Origin of the sequence: Lentzea cavernae (assembly GCF_014653695.1) — a bacterium.
Classification (GTDB): domain Bacteria; phylum Actinomycetota; class Actinomycetes; order Mycobacteriales; family Pseudonocardiaceae; genus Lentzea; species Lentzea cavernae.
The window spans coordinates 552,516-575,195 of sequence record NZ_BNAR01000002.1; the positions used below are offsets into that span (position 1 = coordinate 552,516).

Annotated in this window: 22 protein-coding genes; 8 read left to right on the forward strand and 14 right to left on the reverse strand. The window is 71.1% G+C overall.

The features are described from left to right. Window positions 1-142 precede the first annotated feature (142 nt). Window positions 143-589: a hypothetical protein gene (locus IE307_RS08505; protein WP_191297296.1), complete on the forward strand. Its 447-nt coding sequence runs from the start codon at window positions 143-145 to the stop codon at window positions 587-589. A 152-nt stretch (window positions 590-741) separates the two neighbouring features. Here IE307_RS08505 and IE307_RS08510 read toward each other — a convergent pair whose 3' ends face one another. Next, window positions 742-1,200, reverse strand: coding sequence for a DUF4396 domain-containing protein (locus IE307_RS08510; protein ID WP_191297297.1), 459 nt, complete (start codon window positions 1,198-1,200; stop codon window positions 742-744). A gap of 62 nt (window positions 1,201-1,262) precedes the next feature. On the opposite strand from IE307_RS08510, the gene IE307_RS08515 reads away from it, so the two are divergent. Beyond that, entirely contained in the window at window positions 1,263-1,589 is a 327-nt protein-coding gene (locus IE307_RS08515) for a hypothetical protein (protein WP_229904525.1), read from the forward strand. A 52-nt stretch (window positions 1,590-1,641) separates the two neighbouring features. After that, window positions 1,642-2,148, forward strand: coding sequence for a DUF305 domain-containing protein (locus IE307_RS08520; RefSeq protein ID WP_229904526.1), 507 nt, complete (start codon window positions 1,642-1,644; stop codon window positions 2,146-2,148). Window positions 2,149-2,198: 50 nt separating this feature from the next. Here the strand turns inward: IE307_RS08520 and IE307_RS08525 are convergent, their stop codons facing one another. The 5 genes from IE307_RS08525 to IE307_RS08545 are packed head-to-tail and all read right to left on the reverse strand — an operon-like array spanning window position 2,199 to window position 6,719. Next, window positions 2,199-3,194: a YdcF family protein gene (locus IE307_RS08525; protein WP_191297298.1), complete on the reverse strand. Its 996-nt coding sequence runs from the start codon at window positions 3,192-3,194 to the stop codon at window positions 2,199-2,201. A gap of 22 nt (window positions 3,195-3,216) precedes the next feature. Next, window positions 3,217-3,393, reverse strand: a complete 177-nt coding sequence (locus IE307_RS08530; protein WP_191297299.1) for a hypothetical protein — start codon at window positions 3,391-3,393, stop codon at window positions 3,217-3,219. Window positions 3,394-3,409: 16 nt separating this feature from the next. Continuing rightward, a complete protein-coding gene (locus IE307_RS08535; RefSeq protein ID WP_191297300.1) occupies window positions 3,410-3,562 on the reverse strand; it encodes a hypothetical protein in 153 nt (50 codons plus the stop codon). Between the two features lie 23 nt (window positions 3,563-3,585). Next, entirely contained in the window at window positions 3,586-4,323 is a 738-nt protein-coding gene (locus tag IE307_RS08540; RefSeq protein ID WP_191297301.1) for a phosphotransferase, read from the reverse strand. Continuing rightward, window positions 4,320-6,719 (reverse strand): tetratricopeptide repeat protein, encoded by a 2,400-nt coding sequence (locus tag IE307_RS08545; RefSeq protein WP_229904527.1) that lies wholly within the window; start codon window positions 6,717-6,719, stop codon window positions 4,320-4,322. The genes IE307_RS08540 and IE307_RS08545 overlap by 4 nt, the downstream gene beginning before the upstream one ends. Before the next feature lie 37 nt (window positions 6,720-6,756). On the opposite strand from IE307_RS08545, the gene IE307_RS08550 reads away from it, so the two are divergent. Further along, entirely contained in the window at window positions 6,757-7,518 is a 762-nt protein-coding gene (locus IE307_RS08550; protein ID WP_229904528.1) for an IclR family transcriptional regulator, read from the forward strand. Window positions 7,519-7,547: 29 nt separating this feature from the next. After that, a complete protein-coding gene (locus IE307_RS08555; RefSeq protein ID WP_191297303.1) occupies window positions 7,548-8,993 on the forward strand; it encodes an aldehyde dehydrogenase family protein in 1,446 nt (481 codons plus the stop codon). Between the two features lie 159 nt (window positions 8,994-9,152). On the opposite strand, the gene IE307_RS08560 is transcribed toward IE307_RS08555, so the two are convergent. Genes IE307_RS08560 through IE307_RS08570 form a run of 3 tightly spaced genes read right to left on the reverse strand, consistent with a single transcriptional unit; the run spans window position 9,153 to window position 11,847 of the window. After that, entirely contained in the window at window positions 9,153-9,782 is a 630-nt protein-coding gene (locus IE307_RS08560) for a response regulator (RefSeq protein WP_191297304.1), read from the reverse strand. Further along, window positions 9,779-10,651 carry a sensor histidine kinase gene (locus tag IE307_RS08565; protein ID WP_191297305.1) on the reverse strand — a complete coding sequence of 291 codons (873 nt, stop codon included), beginning with the start codon at window positions 10,649-10,651 and terminating at the stop codon, window positions 9,779-9,781. The genes IE307_RS08560 and IE307_RS08565 overlap by 4 nt, the downstream gene beginning before the upstream one ends. Next, window positions 10,639-11,847 (reverse strand): serine hydrolase domain-containing protein, encoded by a 1,209-nt coding sequence (locus tag IE307_RS08570; RefSeq protein ID WP_191297306.1) that lies wholly within the window; start codon window positions 11,845-11,847, stop codon window positions 10,639-10,641. Before IE307_RS08570 ends, IE307_RS08565 begins: the two co-directional genes overlap by 13 nt. Before the next feature lie 86 nt (window positions 11,848-11,933). Here IE307_RS08570 and IE307_RS08575 point away from each other — a divergent pair, with 86 nt between their 5' ends. Continuing rightward, window positions 11,934-12,413: a hypothetical protein gene (locus IE307_RS08575; RefSeq protein ID WP_229904529.1), complete on the forward strand. Its 480-nt coding sequence runs from the start codon at window positions 11,934-11,936 to the stop codon at window positions 12,411-12,413. 52 nt (window positions 12,414-12,465) lie between these two features. Here the strand turns inward: IE307_RS08575 and IE307_RS08580 are convergent, their stop codons facing one another. From IE307_RS08580 to IE307_RS08595, 4 genes are all read right to left on the reverse strand, one after another. Further along, a complete protein-coding gene (locus IE307_RS08580; RefSeq protein ID WP_191297307.1) occupies window positions 12,466-14,022 on the reverse strand; it encodes an MDR family MFS transporter in 1,557 nt (518 codons plus the stop codon). Next, window positions 14,019-14,645, reverse strand: a complete 627-nt coding sequence (locus IE307_RS08585) for a TetR/AcrR family transcriptional regulator (RefSeq protein ID WP_191297308.1) — start codon at window positions 14,643-14,645, stop codon at window positions 14,019-14,021. The genes IE307_RS08580 and IE307_RS08585 overlap by 4 nt, the downstream gene beginning before the upstream one ends. Before the next feature lie 73 nt (window positions 14,646-14,718). Then, window positions 14,719-15,435: a DUF427 domain-containing protein gene (locus IE307_RS08590; RefSeq protein WP_191297309.1), complete on the reverse strand. Its 717-nt coding sequence runs from the start codon at window positions 15,433-15,435 to the stop codon at window positions 14,719-14,721. A gap of 58 nt (window positions 15,436-15,493) precedes the next feature. Next, a complete protein-coding gene (locus tag IE307_RS08595) occupies window positions 15,494-16,477 on the reverse strand; it encodes a ribose-phosphate diphosphokinase (protein WP_191297609.1) in 984 nt (327 codons plus the stop codon). 422 nt (window positions 16,478-16,899) lie between these two features. Here IE307_RS08595 and IE307_RS08600 point away from each other — a divergent pair, with 422 nt between their 5' ends. Together IE307_RS08600 and IE307_RS08605 are read left to right on the forward strand one after the other, a co-directional pair. Then, a complete protein-coding gene (locus IE307_RS08600) occupies window positions 16,900-18,390 on the forward strand; it encodes an alpha/beta hydrolase (protein WP_191297310.1) in 1,491 nt (496 codons plus the stop codon). A gap of 36 nt (window positions 18,391-18,426) precedes the next feature. Beyond that, window positions 18,427-19,926, forward strand: coding sequence for an alpha/beta hydrolase (locus tag IE307_RS08605; RefSeq protein ID WP_191297311.1), 1,500 nt, complete (start codon window positions 18,427-18,429; stop codon window positions 19,924-19,926). Here IE307_RS08605 and IE307_RS08610 read toward each other — a convergent pair. Beyond that, a complete protein-coding gene (locus IE307_RS08610) occupies window positions 19,891-22,674 on the reverse strand; it encodes an AAA domain-containing protein (protein ID WP_191297312.1) in 2,784 nt (927 codons plus the stop codon). The genes IE307_RS08605 and IE307_RS08610 overlap by 36 nt on opposite strands. Window positions 22,675-22,680 lie beyond the last annotated feature (6 nt).

The following is a 22,680-nucleotide window of genomic DNA, read 5'->3' on the forward strand; positions in this document are numbered from 1 at the left end:
CCACTCTGGCGAGCAGTCGCAAGGGAAGGACCTCCTGGCTAGGGCGGCGGCCACTGCCGGGAACCGTAAAATGGTCCAGACCTTTCGTCAATACTCGATCACTGACAAAGGGTGTCAGTGAATCGGTTTAGCGTCCTGTCCCATGAGTGCAAACGATTTCGACTTCCTCCACGGCCGGTGGCGCGTGGCCAACCGCAAGATCGCCGACATCGCCGGTCGCGGCACCGACTGGGTCGAGTTCGAGACCAGCGCCGAGGCCAGACCGCTGCTGGGCGGCGCGGCGATCATCGACAGCGTCTTCGCCGAGGACTGGGAGGGCATGACCCTGCGCCAGTACGACCCGGCCGCCGACGTCTGGCGCATCTGGTGGGCCTCCACCCGTGCTCCGGGCAAGCTCGACCCGCCGCTCGAGGGCCGCTTCACCGACGGGCACGGCGTGTTCCTCGGCGACGACGAGGTCGGCGGGCACGCGGTGAAGGTGCGCTTCGACTGGACCGTCGGCGAGGAGCCCCTCTGGCAGCAGCAGTTCTCCTACGACGGCGGCGAGACCTGGGAGCAGAACTGGGTCATGCGCTTCACCCGCGCCTGAGCCGGCGCGTCAGTGGTGGTGCATTCGTGTTCAAAGGGGTGTGTCGTGGTGCCGCCCCGCGCCCTCGTACTGGACGCACGAGGGCGTGGGGGCGGTGCCGCGCCACACACCGCTGAGCGCGGATACGCCGTCAACGTCCTGAGTCACACCACTCAGTGGTGGTGGTGCTGGTGGACGACCGCGTGGCCCTTGCCGCGCGAGATCATCCAGCGGTTCACCGGCACCGTCACCACGAACGCGATGGCGAGCGAGAACACCAGCGCCGCCCAGAACACCCAGTTCGCGAGCCCGGCGTCCATCGCGCCGGGCACCAGCAGCATCACCGCGTTGTCGACGACCTCCATGACCGCGATCGACACGGTGTCCGCCGCCAGGGCCACCCCGAGGGCCGCCTTGAACGCGAGGCCCGAGCGCAGCACCGGGCGGATCGTCAGCGAGTAGCCGAAGACGAACGCGAGCACCACGGCGAGCACGACGGTGGCGAGGTTGCCCCAGCCCAGCGCCGTGCCGATGACCATGCCGAGCACCTCGCCGATGGCGCAGCCGGTGAGGCAGTGCAGCGTCGCGGAGATCGCCTGCCTGGTCAGGCTCGCGGGAGAGTGGTGGTCCATGCCGACGGACGATACCCCTAGGGGGTACCCGTATCAAGCCCTGCCGTCGTAGGGTGGGCCGCATGACGAGGCGCCGGCTCACCCAGTGGGTGCTGCTGGGCGCGCTCGTGTTCGCCGTCGCCGGTATGCACCACGTCTCGGCGGCGGAGGTCCCGCATGCCGGGCACGCGGTCTCGCACCACCAGGAGCAGCCGCACGACCACGATCTTCTGCACCTGTGCCTGGCGGTCCTGGTCGCCGCGGCCGTCGCACTGGTCGGCTGGTTCCTGGTCCGGACGGCACTCCCCCTGCTCCCGGCGGCGCAGACCCGAACGCCGCTGAGCGCACCTCAACGTCCGCCACCGGGCGGAAGACGACTCCTCACGACTCTCTGCGTGCTGCGGAACTGAGTTCGCCAGTCCACTCAGCACTGTCCACAACCGCGGAGAGAAGAAGGAACCCGTGAAGAAGTCCCTCATCGGGGCTGTCGTCGGAATGCTCGTGTTGAGCGCCTGCGGCAGTCCCGCGAACAACGCTGCCGACGTCACGTTCGCCCAGGAGATGGTCCCCCACCACCAGCAGGCGCTGGACATGGCGAAGCTCGTGCCGTCCCGCAGCAGCGACAGCGAGGTCCGCGACCTCGCACAGCGCATCGAGAAGGCCCAAGGACCCGAGATCGCTCAGATGAACGAGTGGCTCCAGCAGTGGGGTGCCGCGCAGGAGGACCACGAAGGCCATGACACGGCCGGGATGATGAGCCACGGCGACATGGCGGAACTGGAGAAGTCCACCGGCCAGGAGTTCGACCGGCTCTGGCTCCGCATGATGATCGAGCACCACGAGGGCGCGGTCGAGATGGCGCGGACCGCGCTCCAGCGGGGTGAGGACGAGAAGACCCGGAAGCTCGCCCAGGCCGTCCTAGAAGGGCAGCAGCGGGAGATCGCCGAGATGAAGGCGCTCCTGGGCTGACCGCTGTCCTGCGGGTCTCGTCCGCGGCTGTCGCGGACGAGACCCGTGGGCTAACCGATCTGCGTCAGCGCGAGACCGCCCGCCATCAGCACGAGGCACGCCAGGGCGTGCACGACGGGGTTGCGCACCAGGAGCGCCACGAACTCCCGCAGGAACGCGCTCGGCACGAAGTACCAGGCCGTGGGGGCGCCGATGACCTGCAACCGCAGGCCCTGCTTGCGCGACAGCACGGCGGTGCGGAACACGTGGTAGTTGTTCGTGACCGCGACGACCCGGCCGTTGAGACCCCGTTCGGCGAGCAACGCCTTGCTGTAGCGGAGGTTCTCCTCCGTCGTGGTCGCCTGGTCCTCCATCACGACGTCCTCGTCGGGCACGCCGCGCTCGAGCAGGTACCGGCGCATCGCGAACGCCTCGGACACCTGCTCGTCGTCGCCCTTCCCGCCCGACACGACGATCACGGGTGACCGGCCGGCCTCGCGGTCGCGGTGGTAGAGCCGCATCGCGCGGTCGAGGCGGTTCGCGAGCAGCCGCGGCACCCGGTCCCCGATCAGGCCGGCGCCGAGCACCACGATGCCGTCGAACCCGTGACGGCGGCCCGTGCGGCCGTAGATCACCGAGTACAACAGCAGGCTCACGAACAGAAAGGCGATGTACGCCGACACCAGGAACAGGCCGATGGCGGACCCGCGGACCCAGTCGTTGGGCTGGGTGATGCCCCACGCGAAGTAGGCCATCTCGCCGAGCAGGGCAAGGCCCGCGAGCAACGACAGCAGGTTGCCCAGCGAGCGGCCCTCGCGGCGCACCATCACCACGCCGTTGGCGAGCAACGCCAGCGGGAGTAGCAGCAGACCTAATACCGCCGCCACGAAGGCGAGCAGCAACGGCAGGCTGACCACCGGGTTGTCCTGCCCGGCCTCCAGCAACAACAGCAGCAGCATCACCAGGGTGACGCCGAGCCAGACGGCGTTGCTCAGGCGACGGCGGTCGCGCACCACCCCGTAGACGAAGAAGGTGGCGGGGATCAGGAACAGCAGACCGGCGAGCACCGGGCAAGGATAGTGCCGGTGATCACTCGGTGCTGTCGGCGCTCTCCGGTTGCGGCGCGGGCTTCGGCCGAGGCCTCAGGCGCACCGCGCCCGCCGTGAGGTCGAGCGGTCCGGTCTCCTCGTAGTCCTCGCCGGTGCCCGCGTCCGTCGCCTCGCGGCGGACCTTGGGGCCCGGGAACAACTCACCCAACTGTCCCATGGCCCCGACCCTACCCTCAGAAGATGGCGATGAGCAGGACGATCAGGAGGATCGCGAGGACGATCGGGATCCACATCGCACCCTGCGGCTTGCGGTAGTGCCTGCGGACCCGGGTCGAGCCGAACCAGCTGTAAGGCTTGCTACGACGGTGTTCGCGAACCCAAGGCATCTCATCCTCCTGACAAGTGGCTGTTAGCGCGGGGTTACCCAGGTTTTGAGCCTCTCCTGTACTCCAGCCAGCCCAATTTTCGCGATCTCCGGATCACCGAGGTCGTTGCCGTGCAGGACCTCGTGCCACGGCCCGAGCTGATGCCACACCAGCGCCCGCTCGCGCAGTTCGTCCGTCACCCCGTACGTCTCGGCCACCGCGTCGGCGAACTCCGGCGGGGTGCAGTGCAGCGCCCACGCGAGGTCGATCGCCGCGTCACCGACGTGCAGGTCGCCGAAGTCGATCACGCCGGTCAGCACGCCGTCGCGGCCCAGCACGTGATCGGGCCCGAGATCACCGTGGACGAGCGTGTCGGCGGGCAGTCCGGCGATCTTCGCCAGCAGCTCCTCGCCGCCGGGCACGTCCACCTCGGCCCGGAACCGCTCCACCGGCAACGGCCTCGGGCCAGCGCCCCTGGCGACCGCCTCGCTCACGGGTGCGGCGTGCAGGGCCCGCAGGAACTCCCCCAGCTGACGGCCCTGAACGGCGCCGGGAGACGTCAGTTCCTCCCCCGGCACCAGTTCGTGCCGCACCACCACCGGGTCGTGCGACACGACGACCGGCACCGGGACGGGCAGCGGCAGCAGGGGCGCGAGCCACGGCATCACCACCGACTCGCGCACGAGCTGCGGCCCGATCTCCGGACGGCGCGGCCGCCGCTCCACCCAGCGCCCGCCGACCAGGACGGCCGTGCTGTCCCAGCCCTCACCGAGAAACGTCACGCGCCCAGTGTTACCAGCAACTCCCGCACGTCCGAAGCGACTTTTCCCTGACCGCGCCGCTCAGCAGCGGCGAGCGCCTCCTGTGCCGTGTGGACGGACCCGGTGATCTGCGCGCGGACGAGCAACGCGCGGGACTGGTCCATGAGGCTGTCGGTCTCCTCGATGGTGCCGAGCACCTCGTCGATCAGCCCGACCGACCCGGTGGCGCGGGCGAGCAGGATCGACGCGGTGATCACGCCGGGCCCGTAGCCGATCTTGCGACCGAGGTCGGTGGCGTCCGTCGCGTGCCGCTCGGCGTTCCCCGGCTCCAGCACGGCCATCGCGACCAGGCAGTCGATGCGCGCCTTGGGGTGTTCGGCCTCCTCCGCGACGTCGAAGCACCTGCGGGCGGCCGTCAGTCCTTCCGCGACCTCGCCGCGCTCGGCGTGGATGCGGGCGAGGCTCGCCAGCGCGTTGGCGAGGGCCCGCTTCTGGTCCTGGCCGGTGTGCAGCTCCACCGACTCGACGCTCGACGCCAGGGCCCGGTCCAGGTCGCCCAGCTCGAAGTGGGCCACCGAGAGGTTGTCGAGCGCGATCGCGACCTGGTTGAGCAGCCCGTGCCGTTCGCCGATGTCCTTGGACTCCTGGAAGTACCCGGCGGCCGTGCGCAGGTCGCCCCGCGTCCCGGCGACGATGCCGAGGTTCATCAGCGCGCTGCCGACCCCGCGCTGGTCGTCGAGTTCCCGCCGGATCTCCAGTGCCGCCTGGAGATTCTCCTCCGCCTGCTGCGTCTCGCCCTTCTCCAGGTGCACGAGCCCGGCGGCGTTGCCGATCGACGCGAGCGCGAACGGCGTCCTGGCGTACCGCCGCGCCTCGTCGAGGTGGCCGAGCGCGTCGTCGTACTCGCCGCGGGTCCACGCGGACATGCCCAGCCCGTACAGCGCGGCGCACTGCCCGTCGAGGTCGCCCGCCTCCCGCGCGACCCGCAGGCCGGTGCGGAACACCAGTGCCTTCTCGCTCTCGAACCGGCCGACGAGCAGGTGGATCCGCAGCACGTCGGCGAGTTGCTGGGCCAGTGGCGAGGGCGCGCCCAGCACGGCCGCCACCAGGTTCGAGTGCTCCTGCTCCAACCACGCGCCCGCGTCGTCGCGGCCGGTGAACGCGAGGCCCGGGCCGTCCAGGTCCGGCTCGGTCATGAGGCTGGTCTCGGGCACGATCTGCAGGACGGCGTTGTGCGCCGTCCTCAGGTACCACCCGTACAGGGCGAGCAGCCCGGCCTGGTCGTCGTCGTCCGCGGCGTCGGCGGCGAACAGCCTGATGAGGTCGTGCAGCTGGTAGCGGACGCCGATGTGGTCGACGAGACCCGCCTTCACCAGTTCCCCGAGCTGCGGCTCGGGGTCCCTGCCGGTCAGCGCCTCGACAGCGGCGAGCCCGATGTCCGCGCCGGGCGGCAGGCCGAGCCGCCGGAACACGCGCTTGGCCCCGGTGCTCAACGCCCGGTAGGACAGCTCGAACGTGCCGCGCACGGCGGTGTCGCCGTCGATCTCCAGCACGTCCAGCCGGTCGCCGCGCAGGTCGTGCAGGTAGTCCTCCATGTGGCCGTGCGCGACGTTCGCCCCGGCGATGCGCAACGCGAGCGGCAGGTGCGCGCACAGCCGCACGAGCTCGGTGCGCTCCTCGGGCGAGCCTTCGACGCGCATGCTCGTCAGCAGCTCGTGCGCGGCGTCGTCGCCCAGCACGTCGAGCCGCAGCTGGCCGGGCAGGTCGTGGCGGCTCGTCGTGATCGCGAGGCAGCCGGGTTCCTCCGGCAGCAGCGGTTCGGCCAGGTCCTCGACGGCGTTGTCGAGGACGACGAGCACCTTCTTGCCGTCGAGCTTCTGCCGGTACAGCTCGGTCTGGGCGCCGAGGCCCGCCGGGATCGCCGCCTGGGGCACGCCCAGCGCCCGCAGGAACCCGCCGAGCGCCTGCTCCGCGGTGACCGGCGGTCCCGGGGCGAACGCACGCAGGTTCATGTACAGCTGGCCGTCGAAGTACCGCTCCCGCAACCGGTGCGCGAGCCGCACGGCCAGCGCGGTCTTGCCGACGCCGGGCGCCCCGGTGATCGCGATGGCGCCCTCGCGCCGTTCGAGGTCGGCCAGCTCGTGCTCGCGGCCGACGAAGTCCGGCAGGTCGGCGGGCAGCTGGCACGGACCGGGCGTGCGCACCCTCAACCGGTAGCCGGACGCGTCCGTGACGATCTCGTCCGGGATGGCGCGCCGCAGCCGTTTCACGAGCGTGCGCAACGCGGGCAGCGGGCCCGCCGGCGGGGCGTCACCCCAGACCTCGCGGATCAGGTCGGCGAACAGCACGGGCTCGTCCGGGTGCGCCGCGAGCGCCCTGTGCAGGGCCCGCAGCCTTCCCTCCGGTGTCGCGGCCATCCGCCCGATCGTAGGTGAACCGGGCACAATCCCGGGGGTGGCCGCCACCGTCTCCTCCAAGCTGCTGTCGTTGCTCGGCACGTTCGACGGCGCGCACCGCCGCCAGACCCTGAGCGGCATCGCGCGGCGCTGCGGGCTGCCGGTGAGCACCACGCACCGGCTGCTGGCCGAGCTCTCGGAGTGGGGCGCGGTGCGGCGGCTCGAGTCCGGCGAGTACGTGATCGGGCGGCGGATCTGGCGGCTCGGACTGCTGGCCGTCGGCGAGGTCGACCTGAGCCGGGTCGCGGAGCCGTTCCTGCACGACATCCACGCGGCCACGCGCGCGGTGGTGCACCTGGCCGTGCGGGAGGGCACCGAGGTGCTCTACCTCGACCGGGTGTCCGGACACGCCTCGGTGCCGATCGTGAGCTCGACCGGCAGCCGGTTGCCGCTGCACTCGACCGGCGTCGGGAAGGTGTTGCTCGCGCACGCGCCCGCGGAGGTGCAGGAGGAGGTGCTCGCGCACGGGCTGACGAGGGTCACGGCGTTCACGGTCACCGAGCCGGGGCGGATGCGGGCGCAGCTGCACCGGATCCGCCGCGACGGGTACGCGCAGACGTTCGAGGAGATGACGCTCGGGGCGTGCAGCGTGGCGGTGCCGGTCGAGGTGGAGGGGCACGTGGTCGCGGCGCTCGGGATCGTGGTGCCGGACCTGCGCAACGTGCGGGCGCGACTGGTCGCGGCGTTGCAGGTGGCGGCCCGGGGCATCGCCCGGATGTTGGAGCCGAGTTTCCATCCACCGGAAGCCGGTCTTGGATGAGCGGGTGCGCTACCGCTTGAATCCGGACCGTGGCAGGCGAAACTCGTGAGCTCCTCATCGGCGGCGACAGCGTTCCGGCGCTCGACGGCCGCACCACCGACGACCTCAACCCGTTCACCGGGGAGGTCCACGCCGTCGTCGCCGCCGCGTCGCCGGCGGACGTGACGCGGGCGGTCGACGCCGCCGAGCAGGCCTTCCCCGCGTGGGCGGCGACGTCGCCGTCCGCGAAGCGCCAGATCCTGCTGCGGGCGGCGGACGGGCTGGAGGCGAGGACGCCCGAGGTCGTCGCGCTGATGGCCGGCGAGGTCGGCGGTGTCGGCGGGTGGGCCGGGTTCAACGTGATGCTCGCGGCGAACGTCCTGCGCGAGGCGGCCGCCGCGGTCACGCAGCCCGTCGGCGAGGTGCTGACCACGGAGGTGCCCGGCCAGCTGTCGCTCGCCGTCCGGGAGCCGCTCGGGGTCGTCGCGGCGTTCGCGCCGTGGAACGCGCCGGTCATCCTGAGCACGCGGGCCGTCGCCGCGCCTCTCGCCGCCGGGAACACCGTGGTGCTCAAGCCCAGCGAGGACGCGCCGATCGCGGCCGGGCTGTTCATCGCCGACGTGCTGCGCGAGGCCGGACTGCCGGCGGGCGTGCTCAACGTCGTGACGAACGCTCCCGAGGACGCCGCCGCGGTCGCCGAGGCGCTGATCACCGACCCCCGCGTGCGCGCCGTGAACTTCACCGGCTCCACCGAGGTCGGCCGGATCGTCGGAACCCTTGCCGCGCAACACCTCAAGCCCGCCGTGCTGGAGCTCGGCGGCAAGAACTCGTTGCTGGTGCTCGACGACGCCGACCTCGACCACGCGGTCGACGCGGCGACGTTCGGCGCCTTCCACAACGCGGGCCAGATCTGCATGTCGACCGACCGCGTCCTGGTGCACCGCTCGGTCGCCGAGGAGTTCACCGCGAAGCTCGCCGCCAAGGTCTCGTCACTGCCGCACGGCGACCCGGCCGACCCCGGCACCGTGGTCGGCCCGGTGATCAACCCGCGCGCCGCCTCACGGGTGGCGGCGCTGGTGGAGGACGCCGTCCGGAACGGCGCCTCGGTGCGGGCGGGCGGCGACGGCGGCGCGACCGTGCTGGACGGCGTCACGCCCGCGATGCGCATCTTCCAGGAGGAGATCTTCGGCCCGGCCGTCGTCGTGGTGCCCGTGGCCGACGACGACGAGGCCGTGGCCATCGCGAACGACACCGAGCACGGCCTCACCGCGGGCATCCTCACCGAGGACTCGCGGCGCGGTCTCGGTCTCGCCCAACGCATCCGGACCGGCATCGTGCACGTCGGCAACCAGACCGTGGACGACGAGCCGCAGGCGCCGTTCGGCGGCGTGAAGTCCAGCGGGTACGGCAGGTTCGGCGGCCGGTGGGGCATCGAGGCGTTCTCCGCGACCCGCTGGGTCACGGTCGCGAGCGAGCACGGCCACTTCCCCTTCTAGGGCCTGTGTCGAAGTCTGGTTCGATGGGAGTTGCGCTTGGGGTGGTTTCTGGTGGTGCGGCCGGATGGCCCGCGTACCGGTGTCGTACGTGGGCCATCCGGCCGTGCCGCCAGGGCCGCCTCGGGCCCGGCTGTCGCGGATCAGACTTCGACACAGGCCCTAAAGGCCCGCTTCGTGGGCGACGATCGCCGCCTGGACGCGGTTCTCCGCGCCCAGGCGGCCCAGGATCGCGCTCACGTGCCCCTTCACCGTGCCCTCGACGAGGTCGAGGCGGCGGGCGATCTGCGCGTTCGACAGGCCCTCGCCGAGCAACGCCAGCACGTCGCGTTCGCGTGCGGTCAGCGACTCGACCTGGGCTCGCGCCCGTCCGGTGCGGCCGCCGCGGAACCTGCTGATCATCCGCGCCGCCACCTTGGGCGCCAGGTAGGCGCCTCCGGACGCGAGCGCGTGCACGCCCGCGATCAGTTCGCGCGGATCACCGGACTTCAGCAGGAACCCACGAGCGCCGCCGTCCAGCGCCCGTTCCAGGTAGCCGTCGTCGTTGAACGTCGTCAGCATCGCCACCCCGAACCCCCGGCGCGCCAGTTCTACCGCCGCTTCCAGCCCGTCGAGGCGCGGCATCCTGATGTCCAGCAGCACGACGTCGGGCCGGTGCTTCAACGCCAGGTCGATCGCCTCGCGCCCGTCCGACGCCTCCGCCACGACCTCGATGCCCGGATCCGCGCCGAGGATCGCCCGCACCCCGGCGCGGACCATCGTCTCGTCGTCGGCGAGCAGTACGCGGATCACGAGTCCCCCGAGTGCGGTAGCACGGCGACCAGCTCGAACCTGCCGCCGTCACGGCTCACGCGCAGGGTACCGCCGGCGAGCCGCACCCGTTCGCGCAACGCGACCAGCCCCACCCGGCTGCCCGCGCCCCGGCGCCGCCCGGCCTCGTTGCCCGCCTCCACCACCGTCACCCCGTCCGCCGACGTGACCTTCAGCTCCAGCAACGACTTCGGCGCGTGCTTGGCGGCGTTCGTCAAGGTCTCCTGCACCACGCGGTGAACCGTGCGTTCCACTGTGGACGGAACCGGTCCGTCCACCTCGAACTCGACGCGCATCCCCGCTCTCACCGCGCGGTCGACGAGGTCCCGGAGGTCGGTGGCCGAGGGCGGATCACCGTCGCGCAGCAGGAACACCAGCTCCGACAGGCGTTCCGTGGCGCCAGCCGCCGTCTCCCGCAGCTGAGCGGCGGCGGCCTGGTGCGCGACGGGCAGCGTCATCTCCAGCGCCCCCGCCCGCAACGCCAGCAGGCTCAGCTCGTGGCCGAGCGTGTCGTGGACCTCGTGCGCGATCCGGGTGCGTTCGCGCAGGTGAACGGCCTCGACGGCCGCGGCGGCCAGCGCGGCCTGCTGGTGCGCGACCCGCCCGAGGAACCACGGCAGCCCGACCGCCGCCCCCACCAGGGCCAGGCCGGTCAGCCCTCCCACCGCACCGCCCGCCAGCACCAGGGCTGGCCAGTGCGAGGCCGTGCGGCGCCCGAGCAGGAACGACACCACGAACAACGGCACCCACACCGCGGCCGTCCACGCCGGAACGTTCTGGTCCATGGCGAACGACACCGCGACCGCCGCCGCCACGCACCCCGCGAGCGCGGCCGTCCTCACCGCCTCCACCGCACCACCGCCACGCTCAGGTTCATCCCGCCCGACACGGCCAACCACACCACAAGCGGCAGCGAATAGTGCGCCAACTGGAAGAACGTGATGTCGCGCCCACCGCCGTACAGCAGGCCCAGCAACGTGGGCAGTGCCAGCAGCACGCCGAGCGGAACCAACCTCAGCACCTGCCACGCCTTGGGGAACCTGCGCGGCCTGCGCAGCGCACGGATGTTCAGTCCGAGGGAGAGGGCGGTCAGCGCCGCCAGGACCAGGTCGATCAGCAACCGGTGGGACTCCGGCTTGGACTCCTTGCCGTCGAGGAGGTCGGCGATCCCGTTCTCCAGCAGGTAGGTGCCCTCGTTGCCGAGCGTGACGCCGCTGTTGGCCATGACCGCGATCCCGTGGCCGGACGACGTCAGCAGCTGCCCGGCCGTGCTCGTGAACCAGATCCCGCTGTGCCGCAACTGTCCCTGCTGGTCGGCGTCCCAGCCCATGCCGTCCCGCGGGTCGAGCCCGGGTTGCGCGGCCAGCCACTTCGCCATGTCGGCGGCGGTCGTGATCACCCCGTCCGACCCGGTGACGAACCGGTGCGGCTCGGTCACCGGAACCGAGAACCCGTAGGCGTAGCCGTACCCCTTGCGGTAGTCGGGTGGCAGGTCCCTCGGGGTCACGTCGATCGCCGTGGTGTCGTTCATGCCCAGCGGTTCGAAGACGTGGGTTTTCAGGTAGGCGTTGAAGTTCTCGCCCGACGCCAGCTCGACCAGTCGTGCCAGCAGGTGGTAGTTGGTGTTGGTGTAGCGGAACTCGTCGTCGGGGACGGCCTTGGCAAGGGCTTCCCGGGCCCGTTCCACGGCCTGAGCCGGAGTGTCGGGCTGCGGCAGGCTCTTCTCGGGCAGTGTGCTGTCGCTGATGCCGGACTTGTGGGCGAGCAGGTGGCGCGGGGTGACGCGCGAGCCGAAGACCGGGCGGTCGAGATCGAGCTCGCCCGCGTCGGCGAGCCGGCGGACGGCCAGTGCCGTGAAGGACTTGCTGACGGAGGCGATCGGCATCTTCGAGTTCTCGGTGAGCGGCGCTCCGGAGGAGTCGTGGCCGAAGGTCTGGACCGCGATCACCTGGTCCCCCTTGGTGATCGCCACCGCCACGCCCGGAAGGGACGCCTCGCCCATGTACGTGGACACCAGCAGCGTGAGCGCTGCACCCCAGAGGATCATGGGAGTCACCGTAGGAACCAGCGGGCGGGAGGACCCGACCTGAAAGTCGGGGTGGACCCCTGACGAAAGTCAGGGATCATGGCGGCGTGAGCGACCAGAAGTGGACGGAGAAGCACTGGCTGAACGTGCCAGGGCCGTTCTACACGGGCCAGACCGACAACTGCTGGACCGGCCGGCTTCATGCACCACGCCACATCCTCTACGGCGGTGAGTACTACAACGAGTTCATCTACCGCCAGCCCAGGACGAAGGCGGAGATCGAGAGCATCCACGTCGCCGCCGCGCAGGACCCGTTCGACGGGTACGCCGACGACGGCGACGAGCGGTGGACACCGGACGCCGTCCGCGCCTGGTGGGCTGAGCGGGCCGAGGTGGAGGAGCACGTCACGGCGCTGCTCGCCGAGTGGACCGCCTCCACCAAGCCGGACGAGGTCGAGGCCGTCGACGGTGCCCGCGACTTCCTCGCCTACCTGGCGGGTGATCTCGAAACCGACCTGCGGGCCTACGTCTTCCGCCTGGAGCGCGGCTACCACCCCGGCGCGAACGACCGGCTCCCCCGGCTCTGAACGCACCGGGGCCCCCGACCACGATGGTCGAGGGCCCCGAGAAGCAACCAGATCAGTGACCCGCGGCCATCTCCGCCGCCAGCCGGTCGTCACCGCTCGTCTCCTTGAGCGGCTTCTCCTTGATGAACACCACCGCCAGCAGCGCGAGCACCGCGAACGGCACGCCCACCAGGAAGATCTCCGCGGTCGCCGTCGCGTAGATGTCGGCGATCACGGCCTTGATCTCGGGCGGCAGCACGGACAGGTCCGGCACGGCGTGACCGGAGGCCTCGCCGCCGGGCATCGCGCCGAACTTCTCCTCCGTCAGGGACGAGACCTTGTTGGCGAGCACGGCACCCAGTGCCGAGACGCCGATCGCGCCGCCCAGCGAGCGGAAGAACGTCAGGGTGGACGTGGTGGCGCCGAGGTCCTTGGCCGGCACGTCGTTCTGGGCGGCCAGCACCAGGTTCTGCATCATGAGACCAACGCCGACGCCGAGCACGAACATGTGCACGGACACCATGAACACGGTGGTCTGCGCGGTGATCGTGGACAGCAGCAGCATGCCGCCGATCATGAAGACGCCGCCGGAGACGAGGAACGCCTTCCACTTGCCGAACTTCGTGATCATCTGACCGGCCACTGTGGACGAGATCAGCAGACCGAAGATCAGCGGCAGGCCCAGCAGGCCGGCCTGGGTCGGCGTCTTGCCGAGCGAGAGCTGGAAGTACTGCGAGAGGAACACCGTGCCACCGAACATCGCGATGCCGACCAGGGCGCTGGCGACGGTCGCGAGGGAGACGGTGCGGTTGCGGAAGATCGACAGCGGCACGATCGGGTCGTGCGCGGTGGCCTCGACGCGGACGGCGGCCACGAGCAGCAGCACGCCCAGCGAGACCAGGCCGGCGGTCCAGCCCGAGGCCCACTCGAACTTCTGGCCGGCGAGCGAGGACCAGATCAGCAGCGTCGAGACGCCGGAGACGATCAGGAACGCGCCCAGGTAGTCGATCTTCGTTTCCTTCTTGCGCACGACCGGGAGGTTCAGGGTGCGCTGCAGCATGTAGATCGCGGCGAGGGTGAACGGGATGCCGATGAAGAAGCACCAGCGCCAGCCGAGCCACGACGTGTCGACCAGGAGACCGCCGATGAGCGGGCCCGCGACGGTGCCGACGCCGAACACGGCGCCGAACATGCCGGAGTACTTGCCGAGCTCGCGCGGCGGGATCATCGCGGCCATCACGATCGTCGCGAGCGCCGTGACGCCGCCGGCGCCGAGGCCCTGCACGACGCGGGAGACGATGAGCATCTCGACGTTCTGCGAGAAGCCCGCGATCAGCGAGCCGGCGACGAAGAGGCTCAGCGACGCCTGGATCAGCAGCTTGCGGCTGTAGAGGTCGGCGAGCTTGCCCCACAACGGCACGGTGGCGGTCATCGCGAGCAGCTCGGCCGTCACGATCCACGCGAAGATCGACTGCGAGCCCTTCAGGTCCGCGACGATCCTCGGCAGCGCGTTCGACACGATCGTGCTGGCCAGGATCGACACGAACATGCCCATCATCAGGCCCCACATGGCCTGGACGACGGCACGTTTGTCGTGGACCGGTGTCACTTCTGCTTCGGCGGTGCTCATGATCCCCCTTCGTGGTGGTGCTGCGGCGTGTGAGCCAGTCCGGTGCCGAACAGGTCGAGCGCCTCGGTGACGAGATCGCCCAGCGCGAGGCTGTCGTCGTGGGCCCAGCGCGTCACGGCGCACCGGAACGCGGCACTTCCGGCGGCGACGAGCAGGCGCGGGTACAGGTGGGACTCGGGCAGCGCCGCCCGGTGTGCCACCGCGTTCGCGAGCGCCTGCTCGGACTCCGCGCTGTTGGCGAACGCGCGGACCAGCAGGTCCGGCCGCTGCATCAGGACCTCTTTGCGCAGCAGCCACAGGTCGCGGGCGTTGTCCAGCTCTTCGGTGATCTCCGCGAGCACCGACTGCCGGTACGCCTCGAACGGCGTCACGGTGCCCGGGAAGGCGAGGATGCGCTCGGCCATGCGAGGGCCCGCCTCGGGGTCCGCGCCGATCAGCGCCTCGTCCTTGCTCGCGAAGTAGTTGAAGAACGTGCGCACCGAGACGTCGGCCTCGGCGGCGATCTCCTCGACGGTGACGTGGTCGTAGCCCCTCTCGGCGGAGAGTCGCACGGTCGCCCGCTCGAGCGCGGCACGCGTCCGTCGCTTCTTGCGGTCGCGCAGGCTTTCCCCCGGCTGGTTCACGAGACCCAGGGTACGAACTTTTTTGCAGTCACTGCAAGTTTGCAGTGTGTGAAGTACGACTCCCCGTCGATGGCTACGACCAGGGGGTCTTCGGCTTGTCCTGGAGCTCGCCGTCGACGAAGAGGTCGACCTTCTCACTGTAGAAACAGGCGAGACCACCGATTTTCTGGCTTTCCGGCAGCGGCGAGCGGTAGATCCACACGAGGTCCTCGTGCACGACGCCGTTCACCTCGACCGACCAGTAGTCCGCGGTCCCCTTGTACGGGCACTGCGTCCGCGTGCCCGACGGCCTGAGCAGATCGAACCGGACGTCGCTCAAGGGCAGGTAGAACCGCGGCGGGAGGCTCGTCTCGAACAGGATCCGCGGCTGCGCCGACGCCGCCAGCGTCACCCCGTCCAGCGCGATCCGCACGTGCCGCGAGCTGCTCAGGACGTCGACCCGCTTGTACGGGTCGCGCGGGTGGACGTAGATCGGCTCGTCCTCCTCGAGCCACTCGTCCATCGCGGAGAACTCGAACCGGACCAGGTCCCCCAGCACCGGCGAGTCCGGGAACGTCAGCGCCGCGGCCGGGGCCGTTCCCCCGCGCGTGACGACGTCGTGGACCACGCCGTCACCCCTGGTCCCGCCCGTCGGCTTCAGCTCGGCGCGGACCGCCGACAGAGGCAGGTAGTAGGCCGGGTAGTGCGGAATCTCCCAGACCAGGCGCGGCGCGGTCGCGTCCGCGACCAGTTCGCCACCGAAGTACGCACGGACCCGCTTCGCCGAGGTCTCCACTCGCAGTTCGCCCATGCCCCATGGCAACACGGGACGAGCGGGAAGGCTTCCCGAAACGGCTTCCCGGAAGGGGTCAGGCGTTGCCGTCGAACAGGCTCGTCACCGAGCCGTCCTCGAAGACCTCCTGGATCGCCCGCGCCAGCAACGGCGCGATGCTCAGCACCGTCAGGCCCGGGAACCGCTTCTCCCGCGGGATCGGCAGGGTGTCGGTGAGGATCACCTCGCGCGCCTTGCTCGCGATCAGCCGGTCGTGGGCCTCGCCGGACAGCACGCCGTGCGTGGCCACGAGGACGACGTCCTTCGCGCCCTGCTCCAGCAGCTGCCGCGCGGCCGTGGTGCTCGTCATCGCCGTGTCGATCATGTCGTCGACCACGACGCACGTGCGGCCCTCGACGTCACCGACGACCCGGTTGGCCAGGACCTCGTTGGGGCGCAACGGGTCGCGCGTCTTGTGGATGAACGCGATCGGGCAGCCGCCGAGCAGGTCGGCCCACTTCTCGGCGAGCCTGGTGCGGCCGGCGTCCGGGGAGACGATCGTGAGGTCCTCGCCCTGGTAGCGGCCGCGGACGTGCTCGCAGAGCAGCCACATCGCGTGCAGGTGGTCGACCGGGCCGTCGAAGAAGCCCTGCGCCTGCGCGGTGTGCAGGTCGACCGTGACGATCCGGTCGGCTCCCGCGGTGGAGAACATGTTCGCGACCAGCCTGGCCGACACCGGTTCGCGGCCGGCGTACTTGCGGTCCTGGCGCGCGTACGGGTACGAGGGCATGACGGCCGTGATGCGCTTGGCCGAGGCGCGTTTCAACGCGTCGACCATGAGCAGCTGTTCCATCAGCCAGTCGTTGACGGGCGCGCTGTGGCTCTGCACGACGAACGCGTCCGCGCCGCGCACCGACTCCTCGAAGCGGACGAAGATCTCGCCGTTCGCGAAGTCGTAGGCGGCCTGCGGGGTGATGGCGACGCCCAGGTCCTTGGCCACGGCCTCCGCGAGCTCCGGGTGGGCCCTGCCGCTGAGCAGGATGAGCTGCCGCTTCGCGATGCCCGGCTTGCCGCTGACCATCGTCACGCTCCACGCTCGTCCGGCCTCGCACCCGATCGTTCAGCATGGTCGCGAGATCACGCAACAACGTGTCCGTCCGATGAGATTCCACGTTGCTGAGCATGTCGAGTTAACTCCATCGGGGGCACCCACAGGGGTGCTAATACCAGGGCAGGGCCTGCACGCTGGGTGTAGATCGGGGGAACCGGATTCACCTCTTGGGGTAGAGACGGTGTGATTCCTTGATCAGCGTCCTTGAGGGGTCAATGACCATCCCTACGCTCCTCGCATGCAGGAAACCCAGGAAGCACCTGGCACAGCCACGCAACCCCCGCCTGCGAGCCCGATCGTGATGGGCACGCCCATCCACGACCAGATCGCCGACAGCCTCGGAGTTCGCCAAAAGCATCGACGCCCGGACTGACGGCGGATATCAACGCCGCATGCGTCTTCCCGTGCTCGGCGCCGTGCTGGCGCTCGTGGTCCCGCTCGCCCCGGCCGCCCACGCCTCGGCACCGCCGATCGCCTGGGCCGCGTGCGCGCCCGCACGCCCCGGTTTCGAGTGCGCCACCTTCACCGTGCCGCTCGACCACGACGACCCGCGCGGCGCGACGACCACGGTGGCGTTGACGCGCAAGCCCGCCACCGACCGGGCAGGGCGCATCGGGTCGTTGCTGTTCAACCCCGGCGGGCCCGGAGCGTCGGGGATCGACTACGTCTGGGCGTGGGGCGAGAAGATGTCGGCCGGCGTCCGGGGCCGGTTCGACGTGGTCGGGTTCGACCCGCGCGGCATCGGCCGCTCGAACCCGCTGCGGTGCTTCGCGGACGAGCGGGAGCGGGCCGCGTTCCTCACCGCCGGGCCGGTCTTCCCGTACGAACCGGAGCAGGAACGGCCGTTCTTCGACCGCTACCGCTCGCTGGCGTCCCGCTGCGACCAGCCGATCGCCCGGCACATGAGCACCGCCGACGTCGTGCGGGACCTGGACCTGCTGCGCCGCGCCCTCGGCGACCGTCGGCTGACCTACTTCGGCACGTCCTACGGCTCCTACATCGGCACGACCTACGCGAACATGTTCCCCGGCAACGTCCGCGCGCTCGCGATCGACGGCGTGCTCGACCCGGAGCTGTGGTCGAGCGGGCGGCAGATCCAGTCCGACCGGATCGCCACCGCCGAGGTGCTCGACGAGTTCTTCCGGCTCTGCGACGAGGCCCGGTGCGTGTTCGGGCCGAACTCGAAGCAGCGGTGGCAGGCGTTGCTGGCCTCGGTGCGCGCGCAGCCGATCACGCTGGGAACCGAGGTGTGGACCTACGACCTGGTGGTCCAGCAGGCGGTCCTCGCCGGGTTCGCCTCGGAGGCCTGGACGGACATCGCGACCGTGCTGGACCAGCTGTCCGACGCTTCGGCAGGAACGGCGGTGGCCCGGTCGGATCCCGCCTACGACAACTTCTTCGACGCGAACCTCGGCACCACGTGCGCGGACACCGAGTTCCCGCGCACGTTCGGCGCGTACCGGGCGATCTCCCGCTACGCCGGGGCGGGCTCCGAGTTCGGGCCGTACTGGTGGTGGAGCACCAGCGCGTGCGCGGACTGGCCGGTGAACCCCGACCGCTACACCGGACCGTGGCGTGCCCGCACGTCCGCGCCGGTCCTGGTGGTGGGCAACCACTTCGACGGCTCCACGGACTTCCGCGGCGCGCAGGCCGTGGCGAGGCAGCTGCCGAACAGCCGCCTGCTCGCCTACGCGGGCTGGGGGCACATCGCGTACCGGCGCAGTCAGTGCGCCGTCGACGCCGTCCACTCGTACCTGCTCGACGGGACGCTGCCGCCGGCCGGGACGGTGTGCCCGGCGAACCCGAACCCGTTCCTCGGCACGGCGTCCCAGTTGGCCGATCACGACTTTCGGCGGTCGACGGGGCCCGTCGCGAGCAGGTAGGAAGAGCGCTTCTGCGGACAAGAGGGGAGCTTGTCGATGCGATTCACCGTGCTGGCCGCCGCGGCCGCGCTCATGATCACCGGCACGCCCGCGGTGCAGGCGTCGGGCGGACCCGCCGTTCCGAAGATCGACTGGGCTGCCTGCGGCGCCGAACACCCCGGTTTCGAGTGCGCCTCCGTGAAGGTGCCGCTCGACTACGACGACCCGCGTGGCGCCACGACGTCCATCGCGCTGGCCCGCAAGCCCGCAACGGACAAGGCGCGCCGGATCGGGTCTCTGTTCCTCAACCCCGGTGGCCCCGGTGGTTCCGGCGTGGACTTCGCGCTCGGCGCGGGCACCAGGCTGTCGGAGAACCTGCAGGGCCGTTTCGACATCGTCGGGTTCGACCCGCGCGGCATCGGCCAGTCCGATCCGCTGCACTGCTTCTCCAGCGAGGCCGAGCTCGACGAGTTCTTCGACGGAATCCCCGGCTTCCCGTACCAGGCCTCGCAGGAGCGGCCGTTCTTCGAGCGCTACCGCTCGCTCGGCCCCGAGTGCCGTGACGACCAGCGCATCGCAAAGCACATGAGCACCGCCGACGTCGCACGGGACATGGACCTGCTGCGCCGCGCCGTGGGCGACCGCAAGATCAGCTACCTCGGCTTCTCGTACGGCTCGTTCCTCGGCACGACCTACGCGAACCTGTTCCCGGACAACATCCGCGCGTTCGTCATCGACGGCGTGCTCGACCCCGAGCTGTGGTCGAGCGGCTGGCAGATCAAGTCGGACCGGATCGCGACGAAGGAGGAGTTCCGCGAGTTCCTCCGCAACTGCGACGAGGCGCAGTGCGTGTTCGGGCCGAACTCCGAGAAGCGCTGGGACGCGTTGCTGAAGTCGGTGCGCGCCAAGCCGATCCAGCTCGGCGACCAGACGTTCACCTACGACGCCGTGATCAACGCGGCGATCGGCGCGATGTACTCGCCGAGCGACTGGCCGGACGCCGCCGTGCTCTTCGACCAGCTCTCCGACGCGGCGGCCGGCACGCCGTCCACGACCTCGGCCGTGGCGGAACCGGACTACCCCAACGGTTTCGACGCCTACAACGGCAACGTCTGCGCGGACATCGAGTTCCCGCGCGACTTCGACGCCTACAAGAGCATCTCCCGGTACGCGGCAGCGGGTTCCGAGTTCGGTCCCGCGTGGTGGTGGGGCAACGCGGCGTGCGCGAACTGGCCGACCAACCCCGACCGCTACACCGGTCCGTGGCGCACCCGCACCAACGCGCCGGTCCTGGTGGTGGGCAACCACTTCGACGGTGTCACGGACTTCCGGGGCGCGCAGGCCGCGAACCGCCAGCTCGCGGGCAGCCGCCTGCTGGCCTACGCGGGCTGGGGTCACACGGCGTACGGGGTGAGCCAGTGCGCGACCGACCACACGAACGCGTACCTGCTCAACGGCACGTTGCCGCCGGTCGGGACGGTGTGCCCGGCGAACCCGAACCCGTTCCTGCCCTCGGTGGCCTCAGCCGAGCCGCTCTTCAAGCCCAGCCGCCGGTAGTTCCTGCACCAGTTCCACGGCCGCTCTCGCCGGGTCGTCGCCGAACCGGCTGCCGAACGCGTCGTGCACGCGCCACCCCGCGTGGGTGAGCGCACGCCAGCGGTCGAGGTGCGCCCGCACTCCTGAGGGGTGCGGGCGCGTCTCGACCGCGACGGCGTCCTCCTTCTCCCCCACCACGAGGTCGATCCGCCACCGCCCCACCGGATACCCGGTGCGCACGGTGAGACCGGCGGTGCGCAGTTCCTGAGCGAGGTTCGCGGTCCAGGCGTCCCCGGGGTCGGCGCCGGCGGTCTCGGTCGGCGCGACGTCGGCGTGGCGCAGGTACTCGCCGATCAGGCCGGGCGGTTCGGGCGCCGACGTGATGACGTGCACCTGCCTGCGCGCGCGGGTGGTCAGCACGGCGAGCAGGTTGCGGTCGTTCACGAACCGCCACCCGCCCGGTCTGGCGTCGGCGGCGAGGCTGATCACGACCTCGTCGAACTCGCCGCCCTGCACGCCGTGCACGGTGCCCACGCGCACGCCGCCGGTGGTGATCTCGGTCAGCGTCAGTTCGCTGAGCAGCGCCTCCTCCACCGCGTCGGCCTGCGCGCGGAACGGTGTCACGACACCGATCGAGCGCACGCCCGCGGCGACCCGCTTGCGCACGTGGGCGAGCACGGCGTCGATCTCGGCCTGGTTGACGCCCTTCGCGGTGCGGACCCCGTCGACGCGTTCGGTGTCGATGCAGTCGACGTCCGCGATCGACGGGTGCGTGGTCAGCAGCGCGATCTTGCCGTCGTAGAACCTCTCCGCGGCGAACCCGATCAGGTGCGGCGCGCAGCGGTGGTGCTCGTCGAGCCAGTGCACACCAGCCGTCGCCGCGCCCGCGTCGAACAGGCTCACCTTCGGCACGTCCAGCCGGTCGCGCAGGTCCTGGGTGCCCTCGGCGCCGACCGCCGCCCGCACGGCCTCGTCGCTCACGAACGACACGTGCCGCAGCTGCCGGGGGTCTCCACCGATCACCGCCGATCGTCCGCGCAGCAACGCGGGCGCGGCCAGCGGCTGATCGACGTGGCTCGCCTCGTCGATGATCACGAGGTCGAACATGCCCGGCACCGGCGGCAGGATGTCCTCGACGTCGGACAGCGTGCCGACCCACAACGGCAGTGCCGCCACCAGGTCCGCGCTGTCGACCTCGGCCAGCCCGCGCCGCCGCGCCGCCCGTCCGGAGCGCAACGCCCTCGCGAGCGCCGCCACCGCCCGGCGCGCTCCCGCTCCCCTGCGGCTGACCGAGTACTCCTTGAGCCACGCGGCCGTCGCCTCGCGGCTCGCGACGTCCTGCTCGGTCAGCAACGGCCGCAGCTCACCGAACGTGGTGCCGCCGCTCGTGCCGATCCGCACGGAGGCCGCCGTCTGCCCGGCCGCCTCCACGGCGGCGGCGAGGTCCTCCACCGAGGCGTCGTGGGCGCCGGTGAGGCGGTGGGCCTTCTTCAGCGCCCAGGAGGTCCGCAGTCCACTGAGGAATCCGGTTCGCGGCTTGAGGAGTCCGCGCAGTGCGTCGAAGTCCGCGCCCGCCTCGAACGCTTTCGGTGCCACGGCACGGTGTGCGGGCATCAACGCCTGGTGCTTCTTGGCTTCGGCGGCCAGCTCTTCATCGGAGAGCGCGCCACCGGCCGTGCGTTCGACGCGGTGCACGGCCGCCTCGGCCGCACGCCGGACCCGGTCGAGCTCGTCCAGCCGGCCGGAACTGCTCGTCGCGGTCAGCCCGTCGCTCAGCTCCCGCGCCATCTCCTGCCGCAGCTCGGAGTCACCGAACAGCACCGGCACCGGTCCGCCGGCTCTGCGCAGCGCGTCACCGAGCACGTCGGCCGCGTTGCGGGTGCGGCTGGCGAGCAGGACGGACTTCCCCGCCGCCACGGCGTCCAGGGCGAGCGCCGCGAGGGTGTGGGTCTTGCCCGAGCCGGGAGGCCCGCCCACGACCGTGACGCGCGCACGGCGGGCTTGCTCGACCGCACGCATCTGGCTGTGGCTCAACGGCAACGCCGACCTGATCGGCTCGTCGTGGCGGCCCGTTCCACCGGCGTCCCCGTACAGCGCCGCGAAGGCCGTGGCGTCGATGCCCTTCTTGACCGACCAGTCGAACAGGGCAGTGCCCTGCTCCGTCTTCACCACGGGCTCGCCCGCGTGCAGCCCGGCGCCCATCGACACGACGAGCTCGTCGCCGGAGATGAGCGTCTTCGGGTCGGCGTGCACGATCGGCACGTCCTCGAACCCGGCCGCCCGGAGCGTCTCGGTGATCCACTCCTCGGTCGGGGCGAGCGCGGCCTCCCGCTCCGCGCTCGTCGCCCAGTCGTCGACCAGCGGGAACACCCCGGCGTCACCGGCGACGTGGTAGGCGTAGTCGAGATCGCCGCCGTGGTGCAGGCGGACGGGCCGGGACACCAGCGGCAGGCAGACCCGGCGCCGCTGCCCGCCGATCTGCGCGGGCCCGGCGAGGAACGCCCAGCCCAGCCGCAGCACCCTGTCCTCCTGGTGCAGCGCGTCGTACGCGGCGAGGTGCTCGACCTCGGCACGGACCTGCCAGGGTGCCTTCCACGGCACCGGCGTCCACTGCGGACCCTCCTGCACGAGCGTGATCGCGCGCCACGACGGTTCGTGGTCGCCCTGCCACAGCAGCCCGGCCGCCTTGGTGAGGTCGAGCTGGAGCTTCTGCGGCTGCTCGGCGGCACTCAACCGGGCCAGGGTGCGCAACACGGCCGAAACGTTCACGCGGGA